This is a genomic window from Brevundimonas sp. AVps5 (genome assembly GCF_058681515.1).
Genome location: NZ_CM178740.1, coordinates 1,813,389 through 1,838,052, shown reverse-complemented (window position 1 = coordinate 1,838,052; position 24,664 = coordinate 1,813,389). Strand labels below are relative to the sequence as shown.

At 65.1% G+C, this 24,664-nt stretch carries 22 protein-coding genes; 11 read left to right on the top strand and 11 right to left on the bottom strand.

The genetic code is table 11. The features are described 5' to 3' along the window. Window positions 1-12: 12 nt before the first annotated feature. The 7 genes from ACW18A_RS09425 to ACW18A_RS09395 form a co-directional block, all read right to left on the bottom strand. Window positions 13-1,266, bottom strand: coding sequence for an NAD(P)-binding protein (locus tag ACW18A_RS09425; protein WP_492021472.1), 1,254 nt, complete (start codon window positions 1,264-1,266; stop codon window positions 13-15). Further along, window positions 1,263-1,907 carry a class I SAM-dependent methyltransferase gene (locus ACW18A_RS09420; protein ID WP_492021471.1) on the bottom strand — a complete coding sequence of 215 codons (645 nt, stop codon included), beginning with the start codon at window positions 1,905-1,907 and terminating at the stop codon, window positions 1,263-1,265. The genes ACW18A_RS09425 and ACW18A_RS09420 overlap by 4 nt, the downstream gene beginning before the upstream one ends. A gap of 103 nt (window positions 1,908-2,010) precedes the next feature. Further along, entirely contained in the window at window positions 2,011-3,042 is a 1,032-nt protein-coding gene (gene pseG / locus ACW18A_RS09415; protein WP_492021470.1) for a UDP-2,4-diacetamido-2,4,6-trideoxy-beta-L-altropyranose hydrolase, read from the bottom strand. Next, complete coding sequence (gene pseB / locus ACW18A_RS09410) at window positions 3,039-4,040, bottom strand: UDP-N-acetylglucosamine 4,6-dehydratase (inverting) (protein WP_492021469.1); 1,002 nt, start codon at window positions 4,038-4,040, stop codon at window positions 3,039-3,041. The genes pseG and pseB overlap by 4 nt, the downstream gene beginning before the upstream one ends. A gap of 345 nt (window positions 4,041-4,385) precedes the next feature. Continuing rightward, window positions 4,386-6,491: a TonB-dependent receptor family protein gene (locus ACW18A_RS09405; RefSeq protein WP_492021468.1), complete on the bottom strand. Its 2,106-nt coding sequence runs from the start codon at window positions 6,489-6,491 to the stop codon at window positions 4,386-4,388. Window positions 6,492-6,567: 76 nt separating this feature from the next. Next, complete coding sequence (locus ACW18A_RS09400; protein WP_492021467.1) at window positions 6,568-9,252, bottom strand: bifunctional YncE family protein/alkaline phosphatase family protein; 2,685 nt, start codon at window positions 9,250-9,252, stop codon at window positions 6,568-6,570. 17 nt (window positions 9,253-9,269) lie between these two features. Continuing rightward, window positions 9,270-11,558, bottom strand: a complete 2,289-nt coding sequence (locus ACW18A_RS09395) for a TonB-dependent receptor plug domain-containing protein (protein ID WP_492021466.1) — start codon at window positions 11,556-11,558, stop codon at window positions 9,270-9,272. 518 nt (window positions 11,559-12,076) lie between these two features. Between ACW18A_RS09395 and ACW18A_RS09390 the strand changes: the two genes are divergently transcribed. The 11 genes from ACW18A_RS09390 to ACW18A_RS09340 all read left to right on the top strand — a co-directional run bounded on the left by ACW18A_RS09390 (window position 12,077) and on the right by ACW18A_RS09340 (window position 21,955). Next, window positions 12,077-12,820 carry a hypothetical protein gene (locus tag ACW18A_RS09390; protein WP_492021465.1) on the top strand — a complete coding sequence of 248 codons (744 nt, stop codon included), beginning with the start codon at window positions 12,077-12,079 and terminating at the stop codon, window positions 12,818-12,820. Between the two features lie 48 nt (window positions 12,821-12,868). Then, window positions 12,869-14,182, top strand: coding sequence for a TolC family protein (locus tag ACW18A_RS09385; protein WP_492021464.1), 1,314 nt, complete (start codon window positions 12,869-12,871; stop codon window positions 14,180-14,182). After that, complete coding sequence (locus ACW18A_RS09380) at window positions 14,179-15,432, top strand: efflux RND transporter periplasmic adaptor subunit (RefSeq protein ID WP_492021463.1); 1,254 nt, start codon at window positions 14,179-14,181, stop codon at window positions 15,430-15,432. Before ACW18A_RS09385 ends, ACW18A_RS09380 begins: the two co-directional genes overlap by 4 nt. A gap of 14 nt (window positions 15,433-15,446) precedes the next feature. Continuing rightward, entirely contained in the window at window positions 15,447-18,656 is a 3,210-nt protein-coding gene (locus ACW18A_RS09375) for an efflux RND transporter permease subunit (protein ID WP_492021462.1), read from the top strand. Between the two features lie 20 nt (window positions 18,657-18,676). Further along, window positions 18,677-18,805, top strand: coding sequence for a hypothetical protein (locus ACW18A_RS09370; protein ID WP_492021461.1), 129 nt, complete (start codon window positions 18,677-18,679; stop codon window positions 18,803-18,805). 24 nt (window positions 18,806-18,829) lie between these two features. Continuing rightward, a complete protein-coding gene (locus tag ACW18A_RS09365) occupies window positions 18,830-18,994 on the top strand; it encodes a hypothetical protein (RefSeq protein ID WP_492021460.1) in 165 nt (54 codons plus the stop codon). A gap of 309 nt (window positions 18,995-19,303) precedes the next feature. After that, window positions 19,304-19,669 (top strand): copper homeostasis periplasmic binding protein CopC, encoded by a 366-nt coding sequence (gene copC / locus ACW18A_RS09360; RefSeq protein WP_492021459.1) that lies wholly within the window; start codon window positions 19,304-19,306, stop codon window positions 19,667-19,669. Between the two features lie 2 nt (window positions 19,670-19,671). Beyond that, window positions 19,672-20,589, top strand: a complete 918-nt coding sequence (copD, locus tag ACW18A_RS09355; RefSeq protein WP_492021458.1) for a copper homeostasis membrane protein CopD — start codon at window positions 19,672-19,674, stop codon at window positions 20,587-20,589. 57 nt (window positions 20,590-20,646) lie between these two features. Next, window positions 20,647-20,928: a hypothetical protein gene (locus ACW18A_RS09350; RefSeq protein ID WP_492021457.1), complete on the top strand. Its 282-nt coding sequence runs from the start codon at window positions 20,647-20,649 to the stop codon at window positions 20,926-20,928. Beyond that, a complete protein-coding gene (locus tag ACW18A_RS09345) occupies window positions 20,925-21,365 on the top strand; it encodes a Spy/CpxP family protein refolding chaperone (protein ID WP_492021456.1) in 441 nt (146 codons plus the stop codon). Before ACW18A_RS09350 ends, ACW18A_RS09345 begins: the two co-directional genes overlap by 4 nt. Beyond that, entirely contained in the window at window positions 21,362-21,955 is a 594-nt protein-coding gene (locus ACW18A_RS09340) for an RNA polymerase sigma factor (protein ID WP_492021455.1), read from the top strand. Before ACW18A_RS09345 ends, ACW18A_RS09340 begins: the two co-directional genes overlap by 4 nt. Before the next feature lie 4 nt (window positions 21,956-21,959). Here the strand turns inward: ACW18A_RS09340 and ACW18A_RS09335 are convergent, their stop codons facing one another. The 4 genes from ACW18A_RS09335 to ACW18A_RS09320 form a co-directional block, all read right to left on the bottom strand. After that, complete coding sequence (locus tag ACW18A_RS09335; protein WP_492021454.1) at window positions 21,960-22,451, bottom strand: YybH family protein; 492 nt, start codon at window positions 22,449-22,451, stop codon at window positions 21,960-21,962. 68 nt (window positions 22,452-22,519) lie between these two features. Then, window positions 22,520-22,723 (bottom strand): ammonium transporter family protein, encoded by a 204-nt coding sequence (locus tag ACW18A_RS09330; protein ID WP_492021453.1) that lies wholly within the window; start codon window positions 22,721-22,723, stop codon window positions 22,520-22,522. Between the two features lie 35 nt (window positions 22,724-22,758). After that, entirely contained in the window at window positions 22,759-23,289 is a 531-nt protein-coding gene (locus ACW18A_RS09325; protein ID WP_492021452.1) for a copper resistance CopC family protein, read from the bottom strand. A 35-nt stretch (window positions 23,290-23,324) separates the two neighbouring features. Beyond that, the gene (locus tag ACW18A_RS09320) at window positions 23,325-24,662 is read right to left on the bottom strand and encodes a multicopper oxidase family protein (RefSeq protein WP_492021451.1); all 1,338 of its coding nucleotides are present in this window, start codon (window positions 24,660-24,662) and stop codon (window positions 23,325-23,327) included. Window positions 24,663-24,664: the final 2 nt, after the last annotated feature.

The window sequence follows — 24,664 nt, the reverse complement described above, 5'->3', positions numbered from 1 at the left end:
GCCGGGGCGTATTCACGCGGCGGCGGCCTGGCCCGAAACCTCGAGGGCGGCCCCGAGGCCGGCATTCACCTCGGAGAATTTTTCGGCCTTGGCATAGGGCTCCCAGGCGCCGGGGATGAAGGTGGCCCCCATCGTCAGGGCGAAGGCCGCTCGCAAGTCTGTGAGTTTTCGCATTGCGTCCACCGACTGATAGATCCAGCGCGGCCCGACGTTGGCGCCGATCTGTTCGCCGATGCTGAGGCTGGCTCCATCGAAGCCGGTCATCAGCCTGGCGATCTCGCTGCGCAGTTCGGCCTCATCCGCCTCGCGCACGCACTCGGCCAGCACGACGGCCTGCCCGCGCGTCTCATAGAGATACAGGCGGAAAACCGCGCCCCTGGCGGTGAAGTTCTGGACGTAGAAGGGCAGGGGGCCGCCGTAGGAGGCCTTGAAGGCATAGGTGGCGAAGCTCTTCTTGATCAGGCTCGGGGCGGCGAGGCCTGCGACCTTGAACAGGGGCATGGGGTTGGCGGCCCAGACGACGGCTTCACCCGGCGTGGGCTCGCTCAGCAGCTGGCGCGGCGAGACCAGGGAGGTATCGTGGACGCGGACGCCGAGTTGCTCCAGCCTCGTTCTGCACCTGGCGAAAAAGGCCTGGAAACCGTCGCGCGGCAGGGAGGCGGTGGCATTGTTGCGCCACCCCCAAAGCCCCCGCGGGATGCCGTACAGCTCGTCCTGTAGAGGGTCCGAGCGTTTGCCGGCGGCGATGTCCTCGATGGCGGGCCCAAGCGGGAAGACCCGGTTGATGGCCAGGGGAATGGCGGCGCTTTGGTGCACTTCAGCCAGCGCCGGGCCGAGGTGCCATTCGCAATACCGCGTCAGGTCCCGTGAGATGTCCTCGGGATAGGCCGCCAGCCGATCGCGCAGACTGTCGCCGCCCGGGGGTGTCAGCAGAGCATTGGCTGTCGCCAGGGCCGGGCCGCCGAAATCATGGGTGGCCACCTCGTGATCCCGGCCGGGACTAACGGACCCGAAGCGGTTGTCGAAATCCTCGAACCGCACACCATGGTCTTCGAGCAGCCCGCGCATGGCGTCGCCGCGCGGGCCGAAATAGATGCAGCCGTCGCGGACCTCGAGCCCGTCCGCCTGACGCGGTCGGGCGACGCCGCCGAGGTCGTCGAACCGCTCGTGAAGATCGATCTCGCGACTGCCCAGGTCGTGCGCCTTCAGCGCCGCCAGGATGCCGGTCAGGCCTCCGCCTACGATGCGGACACGTTTGGTGCTCAAGGGACGATCCCCCAGACGACCAGATCGCTGTTACCGGGCACGCGGCGACCGGACTGGATATTGTCGAAGCGGACGGCAAGGTCCTGTCGCTCGACAAGGCCAAGGGTCTGGTCCAGCAGGCCGACCAGTCCGGCGGGGGTATAGAAGAGATTGAACAGACCCGCCTCGCCCGTCTCGGGCGTGTTGAGGCGAAAGCCGTCGGCCTCGATCATCTCGCCCCGGCCGTAACGGTAGTCATCGATCAACCGCGTGCGGATGAAGATATGGCAACCGGGCGCCAGAAGGGGCTGGAGCCCGGTCAGGACTGCGCGCGCCTGCTCCAGCGTCAGATAGCAGAGCAGGTTCGGAATGATCAGGGCGTCGAAACGGCCGTGCAACCGGGGCAGGCCGCCCGACAGGTCGGCCTGGATGAGGACCGGTTCGTCGCCGAGATTCCAGCGAGCGTCTTCCAGGGCCGACGGGTCGTAGTCCACGCCAGTCACGGTCCAGCCGTACTGGGCGTAGAGCGCCAGATTGTTGCCCGTGCCGCAGCCCAGTTCCAGCACGCGGCCGGTCTGGTTGGCGAGCCCCTGCTTGAAGAAGTGGCGGACGACGAACTCGTCGGGAAATTTCAGGCCGCGTACTTGGGTGATCGTCCGCATGAACCCTAGCGCCCCCGACCTGACGTTCTGAACCGGCGCATCTCCGCCTGGCGCGGAGGCAACCTGTCGGGGCGAGCTTGCCGGGCGGGACGCAAACATTCTGTTAAGGATGGCGCTGGGCGTTGAAGTCCAGAACGGCGTCGGCGACCCGTCCGGCACCCAGTCCGTCGCAAAGCTCGGCGCTCGTTGCTGACATCCGGTGACGCAAGGCGTCGTTGGACATGAGCTGGTCGACGGCGGCGTCGAGGCCTGCATCGAATCCCGCGTCAGCCACGTCCAGAACCAGCGCGGCTCCGCGCGCTCCGAGCGCCTCGGCGGCCGGTCGCTGGTTGTCGGCCAGCACGACAAGCACCGAAGGCAGGCCCAGGACGCAGCGCTCCCAGGTTGTTGAGCCTGCAGCTCCTACGGCGATGTCCGCTGCGGCCGTCAACTCCGCCATATCATGAGCGTCGACGTGGATCTGGATGCGGGGATCCTGCGCGGCCAGATCGCGAAGCCGCAGCAGGCTGACGGCGCTGCCGCCCACCACCACGCTGAAGTCCAGATCGCCGTCGATCCGTTGAAGTTGCTCGACCACCCGCGCCGTGATCCCGCCGACGTCCGTCAGGCCGAGGGCGACGAGAACGCGGCGAACGGGGGCAGCGCGCCGCGGCAGCGTTGCCTCCCGAAGGTCGGCGAAGGCGGGGCGCACAGGCGCGTAGGTCGGTCCGAGCAGCAACCGTGCCTTGCCGATGAGGCCGTCATAGTCGTGCGCCCCTCGGGCCGGGCCGGGGTCGAGGATAAGGTCGCCTCCAAGGGAGCGGTTGGCGAGATCGTCGATGATCAGGGCGGGGCGACCACGCGCGACCGCCTGATGCTCGGTCTTGCCGAGGTCGTAGTGATCGAAAACCGCCGCGTCGAAGACCAGGCCATGAGCGGCCGCGATGAGATGGGCCGGCGCCGACGACCGGACAGCGACCGTCACGATGTCAGGCCCAAACACGTCCAGCACCAGTTGCACTTCGGGAGACGCCAGAAACCGGACGTCGGCACCCTTTTCGATGAAGGTCCTGGCCAAGGTCAGCGAACGCATCACATGGCCGCCGCCGACCTCCCGGCCGGCGTTGGCGATGAACAGGATACGGGGCGGGTTCAATACTCGGCGGAGGCGTTGAACGCCCGCGTCTCCTCGACCGTCAGGAAGTGGGGGTTGGTCGCGGAATCATATTGGAAGCCAGGCGTGACCCGCTCGCCGATCTCGCCCATACCGTTGTTGCCGAAGTCCGCCTCAGTGTTGTGGAAGCGGATCGTCGGCGCGATGACGTAGTGATCAGCGAACTCGTAGGTCAGGTGCGAATCGTCGGTCGGGCACATGACCTCGTGCAGCTTCTCGCCCGGCCGGACGCCGATGATGTGAGTCGGCATGCCGGGGGCCAAGGCCTCTGCAAGGTCCGTCATCCGCAGAGACGGGATTTTGGGAATGAAGATCTCGCCGCCGTGCATCCGCTGGAAATTGGTGAGAACGAAGTCGACGCCCTGCTGCAGGGAGATCCAGAAGCGGGTCATGCGGGCGTCAGTGATCGGCAGCGAATCCGCGCCCTCGGCCACGAGCTTCTGGAAGAAGGGCAGGACCGACCCACGCGAGCCGACGACATTGCCGTAACGGACGACCGAGAACCGGGTCCTGTGGCTGCCGGCCATGTTGTTGGCGGCGACGAAGAGCTTGTCGGACACGAGCTTGGTGGCACCATACAGATTGATCGGGCTGGCGGCCTTGTCTGTGGACAGTGCAATGACGCTCTCGACATCATTTGCCAGCGCCGCTGCGATGACGTTTTCGGCACCGCTGATATTGGTTCGGATGCATTCGGTCGGATTGTATTCCGAGGCGGGCACCTGCTTCATCGCTGCGGCGTGGATGATGAAATCGACGCCGCGTGTGGCCTGGATCAGCCTTTCCTTATCGCGCACGTCACCCAGAAAGAAGCGCATGCGCGGGTCCGAAAACTCGTGCTGCATTTCGAATTGCTTCAACTCGTCCCGGGAGTAGACGATTACCCGCTTGGGGTTGTAGCGCGCCAGAATCGTGCGCGCGTACGTGCGTCCAAACGAGCCTGAACCTCCCGTGATCAGAATAGACTTGTCGTTGAACATCAGATTGGACACGTCCCTGAGTGAATGCTGCTCAAGCCTGCTGCAAGCTGCCAATGACGTCTTGCGCGGCGCAAACCGGCGTCATCTACTCCACACCAGAACGTCCCGATTCAGGAAGGCTGTCAAATGCTGGACTGAACCGCCCGGTTTTCCCGGAGGCTCCAACTCCTCAGCAGGATGGAGCCCGACGAGCAAGGCGACGAGCAAGTTTTCACCTGAGGTTCGCGATCGCGCGGGGCGGTTGGTGTTGGATCAGAAACGGGACCATGCGTCGCGCCGGGCGGCCGTGGTGTCGATCGCCGAGAAGATCGCTGACTACGGCGTGCCCATCCTGACAGCACCCTCCTAGCGGCTCCAGCGCAGGCCGAAGTAGATCTGCCTTCTGGGGCCCGCGAACAGGCCGTCGGTGCGGGTGGAGATGTAGTCTTCGTCGGTGATGTTCATGCCTGTCAGCGACGCAGTCCAGTTCGCGCCATTCGGCCGCCAATCAAGGCCGAGGGAGTATGTCGTGTGAGGGGGCACAATTCCCCGGGTGCCATCGGCAGACCCGGCGACCGTATTGGCACCATCCGCGAACTGACTTCCCACATGGCTCAGCCCCAACTGTGCACCCAACCCGTTGGCCAATTCGATACCGATGCCAGCCGCGGCCATGATCCGGGGGGCGTAGGGGATGCGATTGCCCATCACATTCATCACGCCCTCTCCCACGTCGCTTCGGAATTCGGCTGTATCGAGATGTGTGAGCGAAAGACTGATCCACGGATTGTCCGCCCAATCCATCAGGTCGCGGAAATCGGCTCGGGCATAGAACTCAGCACCGGCGTGACGCGCCTTGCCGGCATTGACCAGCGTACCGCTCGGCAATCCCAATAGTGGGCCAGAGACGATCAGTTCGCTGAAGTCCAACGCAAAGAGCGTGCCCTGAATCTCAATGCCGGGCCGAGGATTCGAGCGCGCGCCAAGTTCGAAGTTGACGCTCATTTCCGGGCGTACATTGTTGGCTGGAAGCAGCGGGTCCACATCGCGGTCGGGTCTGGGAGGCGCAAATCCCCGGTGAACGCCAGCGAACACGGTCGTGTTCGGAATGGCTTGCCAGGCCAGGCCGAGACCAGGCAGAAACACCGTCTGGTCCTTCGATACCGACAGGCCCCGTGGCACGAAGTTGGCCACGATCGAGGTGTTCTCACTGACGATCCGCTCCATTCGCAGGCCGCCGCTGATTGACACGTCACCCCAGGTTGCCGTGTTCTGGGCGAACAGAGACAGGGCGTCGGTCTTGATTTCGTTGTGGTCCCGCAATGCCGTGCCGGGAGTGTCCTCCCTCGCGGCGGGGATCAACCCGTTGTAGCGACGCCGGTCGACGTCTTCATGATGCAGACGGACACCCACGACCGCTGAGTTCTCGAGGCCAAACAGTTCGCTATCAAGGAATGCCCGAACCTCCAGCCCATGAAAATGGAAATCGCGGGGTCTCATCTTGTTGCCGCAAAGGCGGGCCGCCGCCTCGTAGTCCAATCTCGCCGGCCCCACGCAGCCGGTGGCCGGGTTCGCCGTCATCGTGTCCGTGGAGGTGTCGGTCTGCCTGTAGGAGGCTCGAAAGGTGTTGGCCGAGTAAACCTGTGCCCGCGTTCGCAGGTTCGTCGACCATCGGCCTTCGTGCACCATCTGAAATGCCGTCCGCTCCAGCTCGAACCGGTCGTTCTCAAACGGGTTGGCATAGGAATCGGCAGCGTAGCGCCGCGCGTCGAGACCGGCTTCCGTCAGGGCCGTGTCCTCGGCGTGATGCGTCAGGCGCACCGTCAGGGCCTGGTTCGCCGAGACATCCCAGGTCCCCTTCAACGCCATCTCGCCAAAGACGCTATGGTGCCCTTCCCGGATTCCATCACTGCGTTTCGCGGCGGCGTCGAAAACCACGCCTCCATCGTCCCCGCCCGTTCCCAACGACAGATGGACGGCGGCAAAGTCGCGGGTTCCAAGGGCGAACTGACCGCTCGCGGTGGGTGAGCGCGGCACGGGACGGGTAACCCAGTTGATCATGCCGCCCAGGCTCTGCGGGCCCTCCAGGATTTCACCCGAGCCTCTGAGGATTTCGATCCGTTCGATCCGCTCCAGCGAGGGGCTGTAGTGTGCCGAGGGCTCGGAATAGGGGGCCGGCTGGATCGGCATCCCGTCTTCCAGCAGCAAGGTGCGGGCGGAGCGACGGGGCGTCAGGCCGCGTACGGAGATATTCAGCTTCTGGCCGAAAATGTCTTCGTCGACGACCTGAACGCCGGGCGAAAGGCGCAGAACGCTGTTGATGCCCAGGGCGGGCACGCTGTCGAGCACTCGCCGGGGTATGAGGAAATTGGCCCCCGGGTTGGCAGGACGCAGGATGCCTCCCGTGACGACGACCGGGTCAAGTTCTGTCGTGACGGTCTGTGCGAGGGCGGTGCCGGGAACGTTCGCCAACGTTAAACCGGCGAGTGTCCAGACAAGACAGCCGCCGCCTGATACGCCTGCCTGGCCACGCGTCCTCGATCGCCGGTCAATCATCCTCATCTTCAAACCTGAACGGGCTGAACGCGGCTTCCCTGACGCCGGGGTAGGGCGTCGACCAGCCCCGGACGTCGTGCCAGACGATCCGGTTGAGCTCCGCAGTGGGGACTGCGTCGGGAATGGAGAAATTCATCCTTGCCGATGCAAGCGCACCGGCGCGACGGGGACCGGACAAGGCGGTGGCGAGGGGGTTCAGCTCAAACAGATCCTGCCTGGGCGTGATTGCGGCAAAGGGCCTGAAATCGGGAGTGTCGGTGAAGCTCGCCCGCATATCGTTGGCGATCAGGTTGAACAGCGACAGGCTCGGCAGACCCAGGATCAGCTCGATCGACTTCAGCATGCTCTGATGAGAGTACATCGTCGAATCAACGGCACCGCGCCGCGTGTAAGGACTGATCGCCAGCGCCACCGTGCGGTGTCCATCGACGTGATCGACGCCGTTCTGGGAGTCGTCCTCGACGACGAAAATCGCCATCTTGGGCCAGAACTGCGACGTGCTGAGCGCCTCGATAACCTGCCCGAGGGCAAGATCGTTGTCCGCAACCATGGCGCTGGGCGTGTTGGCGCCGGGCCGGGTCCCGCTCGTGTGGTCGCTGGGCAGGAGCATGACCGTCAGGTTCGGCATCGAACCGGCCGCTTCATAGGTCTTCAGCGTATCGATGAAGATGCGCGCCCGGACCACATCGGGGATGTCCATGCTGTAGGCGGGGAAGTTGCGTACCAGTGATCGGTCCAGGGGAGGGATGGGTGACCGGGTATCGAAGTCGTTTGCGAAGCGGTCACCTGCCCGCCAGCGATCAAACAGTGCTGCCCGCCTGTTCGGCGTTTCACTCAGCACACCGGGTGCGTATTCGCCGAAGACGGCGACGCTCTTGCCGGTCGCCAGGACAGAATCCCAGATGAATCCGCCCGACGAATAGGCGAGTGGGTCGCTGCCGTCGAACGGATAGGAGCGACCCGAGTAGCCCGGCCAAAGCGTGTAGCTCGTCTCGTTGCCTTGGGTCACCCATTGGTGACCATTCGCGCTGTTGCCGCCGGTCGTATAGAAATTGTCGAGCAAGACGAAGTCGCGTGCAAGCCGCCGTTGGTTCGGCGCGACGTCTTCGCCGAACATCACAAGATCATGATCGCCGTTACCGCGCTCCAGGTCGCCGAACAACTGGTCGTAGGTGCGGTTTTCCTTGATGATGTAGACGACGTGTTCGATCAGCGAGGGCTCGCCGGATCGCTCGGGTAGGGCGCGGGCTGTCGCCAGGGCGTTGGGCTGCGGGACAACGCCATCGCGGAACGACATACGATTGTTCTCGGCGACGGCGACCGTGTAGCTGGCGAGCTGGGCCGTATCCGGCATGGCGACGACATGGGCGCTGCCGCGATTGGCGTGCACGAAACGCCGTCCCGGCCCTTCGTTCTGCCCCGAGCCGACGCCCAGCAGTGTTGCCACGACCATCTGGGTTTCGTCCGAATTCAAAGCCACCGACACGGGGTACCAGCCGGTGGGAATCAAACCTGCGATGCGATCGTTCTTCAGGTCATAGACCAGCACGGCGTTGATGCCGCCGCAGGTGATGAACAGGCGTTCGCCGGAGCGATCCAGCGTCATACCGGCCGGGGCGATGCCGTTTGCCGCCTCGGAAAACGGCTGCAGACCGATGGTCCGTGTCGTTTGACCCGTGCGCACATCGACCACCGACACGCTGTCGTCGTTGGTGTTCGCGACATAGAGGATGCCATTGGCGGCGTCGTGCGCCAGGCCGGTCGGGTGCCGACCGACGGGAATGTTGGCCGTTACGGTATCGGTCGTCAGATCGACCACGCTGATCGAACCGGCCAGGGCGACGCCGCGCGGATCGATGCCGAGACGGTCCGCGTCAGGCTTTGAACCCGTCGTGGCGCTCAACATGTCCGCCGTTGCGGCCTGTCCGCCCCAGTTGGCGACATAGGCCCGTGTACCGTCGGCCACCACCGCGACCGGCGCGACCCCGACGGGGATCTGTCTGGCCTGTCCGGTCGACAGGTTGCTGACCGCCAGCGCATTGTTGAAAGTCAAAGGGGTCAGGGCATCCTGACCGTGGAGGATGGGGGAACCGACATTGTCCGTCCCCAGGCTTTCGCCCAGCTTCACCAGTCCGCCCTGCGCCTCTGTACCAGGCCTGGCGAGGAAGACCGCCCCGGCTTGGCCGGTGCGCGTCTCGATCAGGCTGATCAGCGGGTTGCCGGTCTGGTCGATCGCCAGGCCCCGGATGCCGCCGACGCCACCGAGCGGCAGGCGTGAGACGACGCGGTTCTCGAGCCAGTCGAGCTGGTAGAGGTCCGTTCGCGACAGGACCCAGAGAGCCCCGTTGTCGCCGAAGACTGCGCCTTGCACGCGTCCGGTGAAGACCGTTTGAACGCCGGCCGGTGTAATGGCCTGGCGGGTGGTGATGACGCCCGGATCTTGCACCGCGCGCACCGGGCGCTCAACGGTCTGGGCTTGCAGAGGTGTCGGAACACCCGCTCCCCACGTGAGAGCCGAGGTCGCAGCCAGGAGCGTAGCCATGGTTTTGCTGGCGCTTCGACGAACAGTCATATCTTGGCTCCCGATGGCCCCACGGAGCCAACGATGGTGTTTGACGAACTTGAAAACGAAGGCAGTGATTACGAAGGTGGGTTCGAGTCGTGGACCGCAGTCCACGACTCGATTTCACAAGACTAGAACTTCGTCGCAACCGTTACGTAGTAGCTGCGGGGCTTGCCTTCGAAAGGATAGCCGTAGAAGTAACGGTCATCCGTATTCGTGTATTCTCCACGATTGAACGCAGCGCCGTAGAAGTTGTTTCCGTAACCCCAGCGTTCGGCATATTCTTGATCGAACAGGTTGACGACACGGAACTGTATTCTGTGCTGCATGTCATCGCCGAGCAGGTAGGTGGCCGTCGCATTGACCACCGTGTAGTCGCCGAAGTTGTAACGATACCGCGGCACGCCTGTGTCAGCGCCCCGGCCATTGACCGCAGCGACAGTGGTTCCCGGCAGAGCCGGACCACCGGTCGACCATTCGGGCCCCTGGATACGCGGCAGGAACTGCAGCATGAGGCGTCGATCAGCCGAGGTCCAATCCAGCGAAGCTGTCGCAAACCATTCCGGCGTCTCGTTCAGTTGCACGCCTGCGCGCGAGCCGGAAGCGAGGACAGAGTCCTGCTTGGTATAGCCGATGTTGGCATGCCACTGACTGCCGATGCGCAGGTCGAGTTCGGCGGTCAGCCCGTCGATCTCGTTGACGGCACTGTTGTTGAAGAAGGTGTCCACCGGGACACTGACGCCATTGTCCACCACGATGAGCGGACGACCTGAGGTGGTCGAGATGCGGTTGGTGATCTCGGTCCTGAACGCACCGACCTCCGCAAACAGGCTGACATCACCAAAGGTCGCGTTGTATCCGATCGCGCCGTTATAGGTTTCGGTTTCCTCGGGCTGAAGATCAGGATTGCCGACAACGGTGAAGGCAGCGCCGGACACGGCCGAAGGCGGACGGGGATTGTTGATGAACAGCTCGTTGGTCTGCGGCAGGCTGTAAGAAGTGCCGCCGTTTCCACGCATGTAGAAGTTGGTCAGGAATGGATGCCTGAAGCCGAACTTCCAGATCGTCTTGCTGTCGAACGCGTCCGAAAAGTCGGTGCGGACCGCCAGCGAGATATTGGTGTTGGGGCTGAACGGAAGTCTCGGGTGAAGGTCGACGAAAACCCCGGTCGTGGTCGAATCGTTGTTCGGAACCGCAAAACGCTCGTCCGAGTCGTCCTTGTACGACACGTATTGAAGGCCGAAGACCGCTTCAAGATATTCATTGAAGTCGACGGTGGCGCGAGCGGTTGCCCCCGTTTCCTGGAATCCGCTTCTGAACTGGTTGTCGCCGAAACCGTGGGCGAAAGCCTCCTGCACCGTTCCCGTCCAGGCACCGAACGGCACAGTCCGGGTGGACACGCCGGCAGCGTTCACGACGTTCGCAACCGGGCAGCCGGCACGAATCCGGCATACGACCGGATAGAGTTCGGCGTTCCAGAGCATGGGGTTGGAAAAATAGGCCGAGGCCTCGATCAGCAGACGATCGTTCCAGCGCCTGGAGAAAGACGCGTCGATGATCGGATAGCGCAGCGTATTCGGAGAATAGGATTCGCCGGATGGGAATGCGTCCTGGAACCAGCTCTCCGTATAGATGGCGTTCGCCCGGAACTCGGTCTGGTCGTCGATCTGCCACAGGTATTTGACGCCGATGTCGTTCTTGTTGAGCGGATACTCCTGAATGCCGCCCGACAGAGCCACGTTGTCCGTGAACAGGGCGGGATCGTAAATTCTCGGTCCGTCGGTGGCGAGCATCGAGCCGTAGATCATGAGTGAGTGGTCGCCGGCAGCATCGAGAGGAAAACTGTAGTTGCCCCAGATTTCGCGAGTATTGAACGACCCGTAGGAGACGCCGAAATCACCCTTGCGGCTACCGTCGGGCTTCTTGGTGATCACGTTGACGACGCCGACGCCGCCGTTGGAGCCGAAATACAGGCTGTTGCCGCCGCGATAGACCTCGATGTTCTCGATCATGTGGTTATCGACGGTCGTGGCACCCCAGATGTTCTCCAGGACCGGGCCGCGATCATACAAAGGAACACCGTCCAGTGTCAGCAATGTATCGCGGTCCCCGCCGCCGTCCAGACGGATCGTATATTCGCCTTCATCGGGCGAGTAGCCGATGTTGACGCCCTTGACGAGGAACTGGAGGGCTTCTGCGAAATTGATTGCGCCACTCTGTTCCACGGTTTCGCCCGTGATGACCTGCACGCTGGTACCGAATTTGGCCTGTTCAGTGGCGACGACGGTGGCGGTAGAACGCTCGCCCGTCACAATGACAGTGCCCACCTCAGTCGCACTTGTCGTGTCTGAGCGACCCGATATTTGATCTGTGGTCTGAGCGAATGCGCCTGATGGTATCGCTGCGCTGATCATCAGCATCAGAAGTCGTGAACGCGAACGTGAACTGAACAATGACATCTCTGTCCCCCAGAAATTTCAGAAAAGAGAGCACGACAAATATCATCAGTGCCGGACACTAATCGCCCGACATTGATTGATTTGCCGAATTCTGCGTGTTCTTGGGTAGGATTGTTCAGAGAATGTTTCTGACAATTTGGATGAATAAATATCGCCAGCCGAACGAATTTTATTTGGCGTTAATAAATAGCATTCTGGACGGTTGCGCATCGTAGATGCAAAATATGGGAGAGATACTGACAGGTTTTATGAAATTTAAGCCAGAGAATAGCATAAAGGTGGTTGAATTCTCTATTTTGCAATGCGGAGTTGAGTTGATTAGTTTTGCTATGGCATTTCCCGACCAGTCTGCGCCGTATCCGGCGGCGGCCAGGTCGTTGGCGCAGTCCTGCAGCGAGTGGCTCTGGATGGTCCTTGCGATGGTGCCGGCCGCCTGACGCCAAAGGTTCTCCGGTTCGGCGGACAGGCCGGAAGAGGAGATGGATCCGATCCGTTTCAAGCGGCCTCGGGTCCCCGGAGCCGTGGTCGGGCAGGCCGTCTGCCGGCATTTTCACTTCACCCTCAGCACCCGCGATGTCGAGGAGTTGAGGGCCGAACGGGGGATCGATGTCAGCCGGGACGCGATCCGGTGTCGGGTGATCAGGTTCGGACCATTGATCGCAGCGAACCTGCGCCGGAACCGGCCATCGCCGACGGGCCACGTGCATCTTGCAGGGAAGCGGACGTTCGTGTGCCATGCCGACGCGGCATGCGCTGATTGCCTCGGGTCGAGTCGGCAGTTAGACGGATCGACGGAGCCCAGATATCTGACCCACGTCGTTCGCCATCTCTGCATCGGTCTTTGCGTCGCCCTCCTGGCGGCCATGAACCTGCACGGCTTGTCGCAGTGGCAGCATGACTTCGGCCACGTAGCCGACTGGCCGGCTGTCGCTCTGATCGAGGCGGGTGACGATCACCACACGGCTCATGTTCATGTGGCACCGGAAGAGCTTCCTGATGCCGATACCGGCACGGATCAGGACGGCGACGGGCCCATCCCGGTCGGACATCACCATCACGGAGGCAGCGACGTTCAGGCTGCCTTGCCTTCGTCAGGTCGGGTGCTGACAGACATGTCGTCCCCTGCGTCTTCCCTTCGGCAACCCGGGCCCGATCCTGCCCTGTCGAGCCATACCGGCGACGGGCCGGAACACCCTCCCAAACGGATGCGCACGGTCGTCTGAACCGGCGCGGCCTTTCGGCTGCGTGCAACCCGTTTCCCGGAGATACCTTTGAAGACCCCGATTGCCGGCTCTGCCGGATCGTGGGCGCGTCTGGCGGCCGTTTCGGCACTGGCGCTCTCACTGGCGGCCTGGCCGTCAACCGCGGCCGTGGCGCAGGAGCCATCCAGCCCCGCTGCCAATGCCCCCGCCCTGTCCCTTGAGCGGGCGCTTGCCCGCGCCGCCGAAATAGACCCCGGGCTTCCGGGCGCTGAGGCGCGCGCGAGAGCCGGTGACGCCGCTGTGCGTCAGGCCGATGTGCGGCCCAATCCGACGCTGGGTCTGATGGTGGAGAACCTGCCCACACTGGGGAGCGGCAACGTCATCGACCGCACCGAGGCGACCCTGTCCTATGAGCAGCGGTTTGAGCGTGGCGGTGATCAGCCGGCGCGTGTGGCTCTGGCCCGGGGCGAAATCGCCCTGGTCCAGGCGGAAGCCGCGATCAGACGGCTGGATCGGCTTGAGCAGGTGCAGCGCGCCTGGGCGGAGGCCCTGGGCGCCCAAGCCGATCTGGAGATCGCCCGCGAACGTCTCGCCCTGGCCGAACGCTTCCAGACGGAAGTGCAGCGTCGGGTCGACATGGCGCGCGACCCCCTCTTCGCCGGCGCCCGCGCCGAGGCTGAACTGGCCCAGGCCCAGATCGACTTCGATCAGGCCGGGATACAGGCCCGCCTCGCCCGCGCGACCTTGGGCCGTTTCTGGATCGGCACCCCGGACTTCTCCCTCGATCCGGCCGATTTCGAGGACACCAGCACCTCCCGCAGTATCGCAGGCCCGGCCGCCGTGATCGATCTCGCGGTTCTGGGCGCGCAGCGCGACCTCGCCCGGGCGAGGGTCAGCCTCGAACAGGCTCGGGCGACGCCCGACGCCACCGTCAGCGTCGGTGTCCGTCATTTCTGGGACGGGCAGGACCTCGGCCTTGTCGTCGGCGGGTCAATCCCGCTGGGCCGCTACGATCGGAATGAGGCCGCCATCGACCGTGCGAGGTTCGAGGGCGTTGCAGCCGAGGCCGACATGGAGGCGCTCCGACAGGAACGCGAGCGGGAGATCGCCCGCCTTCAGGTCCTCCTTGCATCCCGCGCGCTGGAAGCCCGGCGCATAGCCGACGAGCCGCTGCCCCAGGCCGAGCGCGCTGTTGTGCTCGTTCGCGAAGGCTTCGCGCGCGGCGGTTTTACCTACAACGACGTCATCGCCGCCCAGACCGCGCTTCTCGCCACCAGGGCCCGTCGGGTTGCCGTGCTTAAACAGTTCCACATCGATCGCGCCCGCCTTGACCGGCTGACCGGTGCGCACGCCGACCTGCTCGGCCCGGAGACTCGCCCATGATCCGCTTCCTTGCATCGCGCGGCCTGTTCGCGGCCCTGTGCCTCACCCTGACGGCGAGCCTTTCGGCCTGCGGGCAGGGCTCCGCCGAGAAAGCCGGGACCGAGGTCGCCGCCGGCGAATACGAGCGCGGCCCGCATCGCGGGCGGATGCTGCGCGACGGAGACTTTGCGCTGGAAATCACCCTTTACGAGGACGGACCGGCCCCGCTGTTCCGGCTGTATCCCTATATCGACGACCAGCCGGTCGATCCGCGACAGGTCCAGGCGGCGATCACCCTGGTGCGGACGGGTCCGAAGACGGACCGCTTCACCTTCACAGCCGGGAACGACTATCTGACCTCACCCGGCATCGTCTTCGAGCCCCACTCCTTTGACGTCATGGTCACAGCGGCCCACGCCGGAGAACAGCATCGCTGGGCCTACGCCTCCTACGAAGGGCGCACCGTCATCGCCGCCGACGCTGCCCAGGCGGGGGGCGTTACGGTCGAACGGGTCGGTCCCGCGACCCTGGGCGAGAGTCTGGCGCTGACCGGACGCGTCGAGATCACGCCCGAGGGCCAGGCGGAGGTCCACGCCCGCTATCCGGGCCGGGTCATGGCCCTGAACGTCGAACTCGGGACCCGGGTCTCGCGCGGTCAGGTCATCGCCCGCGTCGAGTCCAGCGAGAGCCTTCAGACCTATGCGATCACCGCTCCCATCTCCGGCATGATCGTGGCCAAGAACGTCAACGTCGGGTCGATCACCGGCGGCGGCGAGCCGATGCTGATGATCGGCGATCCCACGCGCCTGCACGCCGAGTTCCTGCTCTATCCCCGGGATGCCGAGCGGGTCCGCGCGGGCCAGCCGATCATCGTCAAGAGTCTGGCCGGTGACTACACCTTCAACGGTCGGATCGAGGCAGTGCTTCCCTCGGCTGATCTGACCAGTCAGGTCCTGGTCGCCCATGTGGACCTGCCGTATCAGGGCGGCATCTGGCGGCCCGGTCTCGGCGTATCGGGAGAGGTTCAGGTCGCCTCGGCACCGGCACCCCTCGCCGTGCGCACCCGGGCGCTTCAGCCATTCCGCGACTTCACCGTGGTCTACGCCCGCTTCGGCACGACCTATGAGGTCAGGATGCTGGAACTGGGCCGCCGCACGCCCGAGTGGACCGAGGTCCTCGGCGGCATCGAACCCGGCACCGAATATGTGGTGGACGGCGCCTTCCTGATCCGCGCGGACGTCGAGAAGTCCGGCGCGAGCCATGACCACTAGGGGCGCTGATCAACATGCTTGAACGCATCATCGCGCTGTCGATCCGGTTCCGCTGGATCGTTATGGCGCTCGTGGTCCTGGCCTGCGCGGTCGGCGTCTGGAGTTTCCAGCGCCTGCCGATCGACGCCACACCCGACATCACCAACGTCCAGGTCCAGATCAATACGGAAGCGCCTGGCTTCTCGCCGCTGGAATCCGAACAGCGGATCACCTTCCCGGTCGAGACCGCCATCGCAGGCGTGCCGGGGCTGCAATACACCCGCTCGGTCTCACGCTACGGACTGAGCCAGGTGACCGTCGTCTTCGAGGACGGCACCGACATCTATTTCGCCCGCCAACTGGTCAATGAACGGCTTCAGGCCGCGAGGGGTCAGCTTCCCGATGGCCTGACCCCCGAACTCGGTCCCATCGCCACCGGTCTCGGCGAAATCTATATGTACACGATCGAGGCCGAACGCGGTGCCCGGCGACCGGACGGCGAACTGTACACGCCCGAAGACCTGCGCACGCTTCAGGACTGGGTCATCCGTCCGCAATTGCGCAACACACCCGGCGTGACCGACGTCAACACCATCGGCGGGTTCGAGCGCCAGTATCACGTCACCCCCTGGCCGGACCGGCTGGTCGCCTACGGCGTCACCATGGCCGAGGTGGTGGAGGCTTTGAACCGCAACAACGCCAACGTCGGTGCCGGCTATGTCGAACGCTATGGCGAACAGTACCTGGTCCGCGTCCCGGGCCAGGCTGAAAGCCTTGAAGACCTCGGGGCGGTCATCGTCTCTAACCGCAACGGCGTGCCCGTCCGGGTCGCCGACGTGGCCGATCTGGTCATGGGAGAGGAACTGCGGACCGGCGCCGCTACCGAAGACGGCCGCGAGGTCGTGCTCGGCACTGTGTTCATGCTGGTCGGCGAGAACAGCCGCACTGTCGCCCAGGCTGTCGCCGCCCGACTCGACGAGGCCGCGAAAGCGCTGCCTGCCGGGGTCCGGGCCGTTCCCGTCTATGACCGGACCGACCTCGTTGATCGGGCGATCCACACGGTCGAGAAGAACCTGCTCGAAGGCGCGCTGCTGGTCATCGTGGTGTTGTTCCTGCTGCTGGGGAACATCCGCGCCGCCCTGATCACGGCGGCCGTTATCCCGATCACTATGCTGATGACCATCACCGGCATGGTGCGCACGGGGGTCTCCGGCAATCTGATGAGCCTTGGAGCGCTCGACTTCGGCCTGATCGTCGATGGCGCCGTCATCATCGTCGAGAACTGTCTGCGTCGCTTCGGCGAGGCGCAGAAGAAACAGGGTCGTTTGCTGAACCGCGACGAACGCTTCGCCCTTGCGGCTTCGGCCTCCAGCGAGGTGATCCGGCCATCGCTGTTCGGCGTGCTGATCATCACCCTGGTCTATGTCCCGATCTTCGCCCTGACCGGGGTGGAGGGAAAGATGTTCCACCCGATGGCGATCACCGTCGTCATCGCCCTGACCTGCGCCCTCGTGCTCTCGCTGGTCTTCGTGCCCGCTGCGGTCGCCATGTTCGTCACCGGCAAGGTCGAGGAGAAGGACAGCTTCGTCATGCGGGGCGCGCGTCGGTTCTACCAACCGGCGCTGGACATGGCTCTGCGGCTGCGGGTCGCCTTCGTCGCGGTCGCCCTGGCCCTGGTCGCCATCGCTGCGCTGGGCGCGAGCCGGATGGGGTCGGAGTTCATCCCGAACCTCGACGAAGGCGACATCGCGATGCACGCCCTGCGCATTCCCGGCACTTCGCTCAGCCAGGCCGTTCAGATGCAGACGGCGCTGGAGCGACGCATCGCCCGGTTCCCGGAGGTCGAGCGGGTTGTGGCCAAGATCGGCACGGCGGAGATCGCTACCGACCCTATGCCGCCATCCGTCGCCGACACCTTCATCATGCTGAAGGACCGCAAGGACTGGCCCAACCCCCGCAAACCGCGAGCCGAATTGCTGGCCGAACTCCAGGCGGCCGTCGCCGAGATCCCGGGAAATAACTACGAGTTCACCCAACCGATCCAGATGCGGTTCAACGAACTGCTGTCAGGCGTTCGGGCCGACGTCGCCATCAAGGTCTTCGGTGACGACCTCGATCAGTTGCTGGAGGTCGGCAACGCTGTCGAGGGCGTGATCGGCGGCATCGAGGGGGCCGAGGACAGTTCGGTTGAGCAGGTCACCGGCCTGCCGGTGCTCCAGATCAGACCCGACCGGGCCGCGCTTTCACGACTCGGCATCAGCATGGACGACGTCCAGCAGGTGGTGTCGGCCTCGATCGGCGGCGTCGTCGCCGGCCAGGTGTTCGAAGGGGACCGACGCTTCGACGTGGTAGTCCGCCTGCCCGAAACCCTGCGGGAGGATACCGAGAGCATAGGTCGCCTCCGCATCCCCGTGCCGGGCTCGGGCGGGACAGCCTTCGTGCCGCTGGAAGAGATCGCGACCATCGCCGTGGAGAAGGGGCCGAACCAGATCAGCCGCGAGGACGGCAAGCGGCGCGTGGTCGTCACGGCCAATGTGCGGGGTCGCGATCTGGGCTCCTTCATCGCCGAGGTGCAGCAGAAGGTCGGAGCCGAGGTCGAGGTCCCCGCCGGCTACTGGATCACCTACGGGGGGACCTTCGAGCAACTGATTTCGGCGGCGAAGCGGCTGCAGCTGGTGGTGCCGGTAGTACTGCTGCTGATCTTCGGCCTGTTGTTTGCCCTGTTCCGGTCGGTCAAGGACTCGGCGATCGTCTTCTCCGGTGTGCCTCTGGCGCTGACCGGGGGTGTGGCGGCGCTGGCAATGCGGGGTCTACCCCTGTCGATCTCGGCGGCGGTCGGTTTCATCGCCCTGTCCGGCGTCGCCGTGTTGAACGGCGTGGTTATGGTGAGCTTCATCCGGACCCTGATTGCCGAGGGCAAGCCGCTCGGCGAGGCGATCCGCGAGGGTGCCCTGACCCGGTTGCGGCCGGTGCTGATGACCGCCCTGGTCGCCAGCCTGGGCTTCGTGCCGATGGCGTTGAACGTAGGTGCCGGGGCCGAGGTTCAACGCCCCCTCGCGACCGTCGTGATCGGCGGGATCATCTCCTCGACGATCCTGACCCTGCTCGTTCTGCCCGCCCTCTACAGCCTCGTGCACGGACGCCCGCCTCGACCGGCAGGCACCCGGCCCGCCTGGATGAACCGTCTTCGCTTCTACCGGAGTAGGGCACGACCACCCCGAACCATCGATGGGCGGCCTGGCTGAGGACGCCCTTCGGCGTCCTTTTGCCCGGGCTGCTGATCCTGTTCGTCAACGGCCTGTTGACCGCCGCCTTCACGGGCCGCCACGGCTGGTTCTGGCGCAACCGCACCGGCGAGCCGGTGACGATCACGCTGCGCACCGAGGGCGCATAGTCTGAGGTCGAGCGGGTGGTCTAAATGATCTATTTCATCCTCAAGGCAGCGATCTCGGGCGTCATCATCGCGGCGATCTCGACCGTGTCCAGACGCCACCCCGGATTTGGTCCGCTCATCGCCTCGCTGCCGTTGATCTCGGTGCTCGGGATGATCTGGCTCGGGCCGAGGTTTGGTCTGCGGCTATGAGCCCGATCGCTACGCCCTCACCAAGGGCTGGATGTTTCGTTCAACCCACCGAAAGCGGACATCACCAACCGTCGCTCTCAGCGAGACGCGGACATCCCCCGAAAGACCGGAGCGGATGTCCGCACCTGGCTCGTTCCGGCTGTTCAGGACCTCTACCAACCCGCTGCGGACATCCGACGGTCCCGGCCAAATCCTGGTCATGCTGACGGGTCTCCAGTCGTGGGCGCGACGGAGAGATCCTTGAGGGACAGTGGCGTTTGGAACGTATCTCCCTATGAACGGCGGACGTCGCTGCACGAGGAGAGTTTGATGGTCGATTTCACCCGCGCAGCCCTGGGCCTCATCAGCGCCGCGACTGTCGTCGTCGCCGCGACCCCCGCTTTCGCCCACGCCGCCCTCGTGCGTGCCAACCCGGCCAGGGACACGACGGTCGCACCGATTCAACGCGTCCAGCTTGAGTTCAGTGCGCATGTCGAGACCCGCTTCTCGACCGTGCAGGTCGTTTCCGCCTCGGGGCAAACGGTCGCCGGAGAGAGCGCAGTCGGATCGGACAACCGCACCCTGACGGCGACGCTGGCACGACCGCTCCCTCCCGGCACCTACCGCGTCGAGTGGCAGATCGTGTCGGCCGACGGCCACCGGATGCAGGGCGACTACGGCTTCACGGTCCGCTGATCATGACGCTCGCCTGGGTGGAGGTCTTGATCCGCCTGGCGCAGTTCGGGTTCGGCCTCGTCCTGTTCGGCCTGCCGGCCTTCGCCGTCTATCGCCGCAGGGCCTGGAAAGCGGCGGGAAGAACTGGCGTCCCCTTTCGGCTGACCCTGATCGCCAGTGCGCTGGGTCTTCTGATCGGGGCGTCGGCGGCGACCCTGGCCCTGACCGTGAACATGTACGGCACCCTGGCGGACGCGCTGGACGTCGAGGCCCTTTGGTCGGTGCTGACCGGTCTCCAGGTCGGCAAGGCGCTCGGGGCCCGGCTGGTGCTGACGACCGTCTTCCTGCTCGTCCTGCTCATCATGCCCGACCGGACCACGAAGCAGCCGGTGCTCACCCTCATCGGCGGCGTGATCGTCGCCGGTTTCGCCTGGTCCGGCCATGGCGCGGCGACCGAGGGGTTCTGGGCGCTCGCCCATCTGATCTCCGATGTTCTTCACCTTCTGGCCGCCGCGATCTGGATCGGGGCGCTGGTGGCCCTGACCGGGGCACTCGCTAGCGCTTCAGGCCCCCCGAACGCGGCCTTGGTCAGGGACGACCTGAAGGCCTTCTCGGCTCTCGGGACTCTGGCGGTGCTTGTGATCATCGTCACAGGCCTGATCAACAGCGCAGTCCTCGTCGGCGTGGATCGGATCGGGCAGATGGCGAGCCATCCGTATGGTCAAATCCTGATCGCCAAGATCGCCCTGTTCGGCGCGATGCTCGGCCTCGCCGCCGTCAATCGGTTCGTCCTGGTGCCGCGCCTGGAACGAGAAAAGGTCGGGTCGGTTTCGGCCCTGTCCGGCCTGAAGACCAGCGTCGGCGTCGAGACCGCGCTGGGCGTTCTCGTCCTTCTGGCCGTCGCCGCCATGGGGCGGATCGCGCCCATGTCGGGCGGTTGAGGGTCTGACGCTGATGTCGCGTATAGTATCCGGGGCAAGTACGCACGGACCGACACAATGACACCTCTGGATCGACTTCTGACGGCACTGGCCGGCACGCCGACCGACCGCGACCTGACCGGCCTTGACCGCGACGCCTGGCGCGTGATCGACGCTCGACCCGCTTTGTCCGCAATGCGCCTGCGGCCGATCCAGTGGGCCGCCGTCTCGGCCGCGCTGGTCGCAGGGGCCGTAACGGGCACCTTCGCCATGACGTCCTTCGACCGGCCGAGCGAGATGTCGGTCTTCTCGGCCCATTCGCCCCTCGCTCCCTCGACCCTGCTGGCGGATAACGCGTGAATGCTTCAAGGCGGTACCTGATCCTCAGCATCGTGCTGGCGGTCATCGCAGGGGCGATCGGTGCGGCGTGCGCGGTGCACTGGCTGTCCCACCGCGAACAGACGTCGTCGCTGCACCAGCTGGTCCACGACGACCTTGGCCTGACGCCTGACCAACTCACCCGGATCGACGCCGCCGAGGCCCGGTTCGCCACCCGTCGCGTGGCGCTGGAGCAGGAGATGCAGGCTGCCAACCGCCAACTGGCCGGCGCCATCGAGGCCGACAAGTCCTATGGACCGGAAGCCCAGGCCGCGATCAACCGGTTCCACGGTGCGATGGGCGAACTCCAGGAACAGACCATCCTGCATGTGTTCGAGATGCGCGATGTGCTGACGCCCGAGCAGCAGGTCCGGTTCGACCGGACGGTGACGGCGTCCCTGACCGAACAGGAGCAGTGACGTCCCGGAGCGACCAGGCGGGGGCCGATGACGATGCCCGGCTGGCTGTCGAGGCGGCGACCGGCGACACGCGTGCCTTCTCCACCCTGATGCGGCGGCACAAGGACGGTATCTATCGCTTCTGCCGTCGCTATGTCGGCGACGCCGACGACGCCTATGACCTGACGCAACAGACCTTCGTTTCCGCCTGGTCGGCGCTGGGCCGGTACGACCCGAACCGCGCCTTCACGACCTGGCTGCGCGCCATTGCCCTGAACAAATGCCGCGATCATGGACGGCGGGCCACCGTTCGGCGGCTGATCTTCGGGACGAGGCCGGGCACAGAAGCCGCCTTGATCGAGATCGCCAGCGACGCTCCGTCCGCCGAAACCCAGACCCTGGACACACAGGCGCTTCAGGCGCTCGACTGCGCGCTGTCGACCCTGCCGGACGCGCTGAAGACGCCACTGATCCTGACCGCGCTGGACGGCTTGAGCACTGCCGAGGCCGCCGCCGTCATGGGCGTCTCGCCCAAGGCGGTCGAAACCCGTCTCTATCGCGCGCGCAAGGCGCTGGGCACGCAGATGGGAGCGTTCTTCGATAGGGCGTGATGCCTTACGCGGCGGGGGAGGCGCGCGAGGACCAGTGGATATGCTGGATGCGCCAGCCGTCGGGTCCGCGTTTCAGCACCATGGTCTCGACCGTCAGCCGGTCGATGGTTCGATCCCCGGCCAGGCCGGTCGTCCGGCCTTCGCTCGTCACCCAGGCGACAGCGCCGTCGGCCCAGCCCGCGCGGCGGGTGATCGTCGCCTCCGTTACGGCAGCGAAGGATGCGTCTGCCTCAAGATGGTGGGCAGCATATTCGTCGCGCGACCGTTCCGCGCCGCCCTCCTCGAGGACCATCACATCCTCGGCCAGCAAGCCGAGAGCCTTGTCTGTCTCGTTGGCTTTCAACGCCGCATGGAAGGCATCGACGACCGCAGCGGCTTCTGACGCTTCGGATGCAACGGCACCGACCGACCCCGGGCCGACCTGGGCTCCCGCCCCGCCTGCCGTGGACGAAAGAAGCGCGGCAGCGAGTGCGGCAACGACGAGAGGACGAGGCATGGAATCTCCAGATCGGTCGGTCATTCAGTCGAGGTCCGCGAAGAGCGGTTCGGCAGGGTTGAGTTCTGTCAGTCAGCGGCAGGTGCCGGGGCCGGTTGCGGAGTCGGCTCCGGTGCAGGTGCAGGTGCAGGTGTGGGCATCGGCATGGTGTGATCCATCGCGCCGTCGGACTTCATCCTTTCGCAGCAGCAGGCTTCGGCGGCGAAGGCGGCACCAGCGCTGAACAAGGTCAGGGCACCGGCGACGCCGAGGATCTTCTGGATTCGGGTCATGGTCGTCTCCGTTGAATTGAGGGTGAACGCTACGCTCAGTGGACCATGAAGGCGAAGGTGCCGGTCATGGTGTGGCTTGCGCCCTTTGAGGCGATCCAGGCGACCGTATAGGTGCCTGCGGCCAGCGCCGGCACCGGCACCGTCAGGGAGTCGAGCTCGGCGTCCGACAGGGTGGCCGACAGCGGGATACGCTGGCCCGCAGCATTGGTCAGGACGACCGAGTCCACCGTCATCGCATGCGGCAGGGTCATCGAAATCCCGGTCGGCGAAGCGTTCAGCATGGCTCCGGCGGCAGGCGAGGAGGCCCTGAGGGCGGTGCCCGTCGGTGCCGGGACGCTCATGCTCGACATAGCAGACATGTCGTGTCCGGCGTGCGAGCTCGCAGGCATGGTGTGGCCCGCATGAGGATCGGCGGGCGCGGTCGTCTGAGGCGCAATCTGCGGTGGCGTCGAAGGCATGGTGTGTCCGGCGTGCGGGTCGGCCGCCGGAGTGGTCTGGGCGCTGGCGGTGCCAGCCGCGAGGACGGCGAACAGGCCGGCGGTGGCGAAGATGAGGGTCTTGGTCATGGTCTTTTCCCTGGGATGAAACTGCGGATGCGCGCTCAGGCCGGACGTCTGGGCGGCGCGCCGAAATTGCGGTCGGTGCTGACACGGCTGGCAACGGTACCGGGCGGGTTTTCGTACCAGCCCGGATCGCCGTAATCGCCCGCGCGGATATCGTCGCGGACCTTCACCAGGGTGAACATTCCGCCCATTTCGATGTTCCCGAACGGCCCGCGCCCCATCATCATCGGCAGGGTGTTGGCAGGGCCCTGGTGACCCCCGTCGGTATGTTCCTGATGCTCGGCCATCCCGTCGCGACCCATCGCCATATAGCCAGGCAGCATCCTGCGGACCCGGGCCTCGACGCCAGTCTGATCGACGCCCGTCGGATTGGGGATGTCGTGGCCCATGGCGTTCATGGTGTGGTGAGCCATGTGGCAGTGCAGAGCCCAGTCGCCGGGCACGGCGTCGAACTCGATGTCGCGCATCTGGCCGACGCTGACGGTCTCGGTAACTTCCTTGCGCCACTGGGCCCGGGGCACCCGCCCGCCGTCAGAGCCGGTGACGTCGAACTGGACGCCATGCAGGTGGACCGGGTGGTTCCACATCGACAGGTTTCCGACGCGGATACGGACCCGGTCGCCCGTGCGGGCCACCAGCGGCTCGATCGCTGGAAAGACCTTTGAATTGAAGGTCCACAGGTCGAACTCGGTCATCACCGCCGGATCGGGCCGCCATGTCCCCGGATGCAGAGCCCAATTATGCAGCAGGAAGGCGAAGTCGCGGTCGATGGCGTCACGCTGGCGCGGATGGATAATGAAAAGCCCCATCAGTCCATAGGCCATCTGCGTCATCTCATCCGCATGCGGATGATACATATGGGTGCCGTGCTGGCGCAGTGTGAACTCATACCCATAGGTCTCGCCCGGCTGGATGTGCGGCTGGCTGAGGCCGCCGACCCCGTCCATGCCCGAGGGCAGAATCAGGCCGTGCCAGTGGACCGTGGTGTGTTCCCTCAAGCCATTGGTGACGAAGATGCGAACCCGGTCACCTTCGACCGCCTCGATCGTCGGGCCGGGTGTAGACCCGTTGTAGCCCCAGCAGGTCGCGACCGAACCCGGGCCGAACTCATGCTGGATCTCTTCGGCAATCAGGTGGAACTCCTTGACGCCGCCGTTCATGCGCCAGGGCAGGGTCCAGCCGTTCAGCGTCCGCACCGGGGTGTAGCGACCGTCGCGCGGGCTGGTCTCCACCGGGCCAGCGGTGACGCGTGCGGAAGCCGGGGACGCAGCCGCCGGCACCGGCATCGGTATGGCATGGCCGGAATGATCCTGGGCCACGGCGCGGCTGACCGGTCCGGCGGCCGAGGCCAGGGCCACAGTGCCCGTTGCCAGCATGA

What these genes read in the sequence shown, in the direction of transcription:
- ACW18A_RS09420 (WP_492021471.1), bottom strand. Translation starts at nt 1,907, where the DNA reads ATGCGGACGATCACCCAAGTACGCGGCCTGAAATTTCCCGACGAGTTC.
- pseB (WP_492021469.1), bottom strand. Translation starts at nt 4,040, where the DNA reads ATGTTCAACGACAAGTCTATTCTGATCACGGGAGGTTCAGGCTCGTTT.
- ACW18A_RS09395 (WP_492021466.1), bottom strand. Translation starts at nt 11,558, where the DNA reads ATGCTGATGATCAGCGCAGCGATACCATCAGGCGCATTCGCTCAGACC.
- ACW18A_RS09390 (WP_492021465.1), top strand. Translation starts at nt 12,077, where the DNA reads ATGGATCCGATCCGTTTCAAGCGGCCTCGGGTCCCCGGAGCCGTGGTC.
- ACW18A_RS09380 (WP_492021463.1), top strand. Translation starts at nt 14,179, where the DNA reads ATGATCCGCTTCCTTGCATCGCGCGGCCTGTTCGCGGCCCTGTGCCTC.
- ACW18A_RS09375 (WP_492021462.1), top strand. Translation starts at nt 15,447, where the DNA reads ATGCTTGAACGCATCATCGCGCTGTCGATCCGGTTCCGCTGGATCGTT.
- ACW18A_RS09365 (WP_492021460.1), top strand. Translation starts at nt 18,830, where the DNA reads ATGATCTATTTCATCCTCAAGGCAGCGATCTCGGGCGTCATCATCGCG.
- copC (WP_492021459.1), top strand. Translation starts at nt 19,304, where the DNA reads ATGGTCGATTTCACCCGCGCAGCCCTGGGCCTCATCAGCGCCGCGACT.
- copD (WP_492021458.1), top strand. Translation starts at nt 19,672, where the DNA reads ATGACGCTCGCCTGGGTGGAGGTCTTGATCCGCCTGGCGCAGTTCGGG.
- ACW18A_RS09350 (WP_492021457.1), top strand. Translation starts at nt 20,647, where the DNA reads ATGACACCTCTGGATCGACTTCTGACGGCACTGGCCGGCACGCCGACC.
- ACW18A_RS09335 (WP_492021454.1), bottom strand. Translation starts at nt 22,451, where the DNA reads ATGCCTCGTCCTCTCGTCGTTGCCGCACTCGCTGCCGCGCTTCTTTCG.
- ACW18A_RS09330 (WP_492021453.1), bottom strand. Translation starts at nt 22,723, where the DNA reads ATGACCCGAATCCAGAAGATCCTCGGCGTCGCCGGTGCCCTGACCTTG.
- ACW18A_RS09325 (WP_492021452.1), bottom strand. Translation starts at nt 23,289, where the DNA reads ATGACCAAGACCCTCATCTTCGCCACCGCCGGCCTGTTCGCCGTCCTC.
- ACW18A_RS09320 (WP_492021451.1), bottom strand. Translation starts at nt 24,662, where the DNA reads ATGCTGGCAACGGGCACTGTGGCCCTGGCCTCGGCCGCCGGACCGGTC.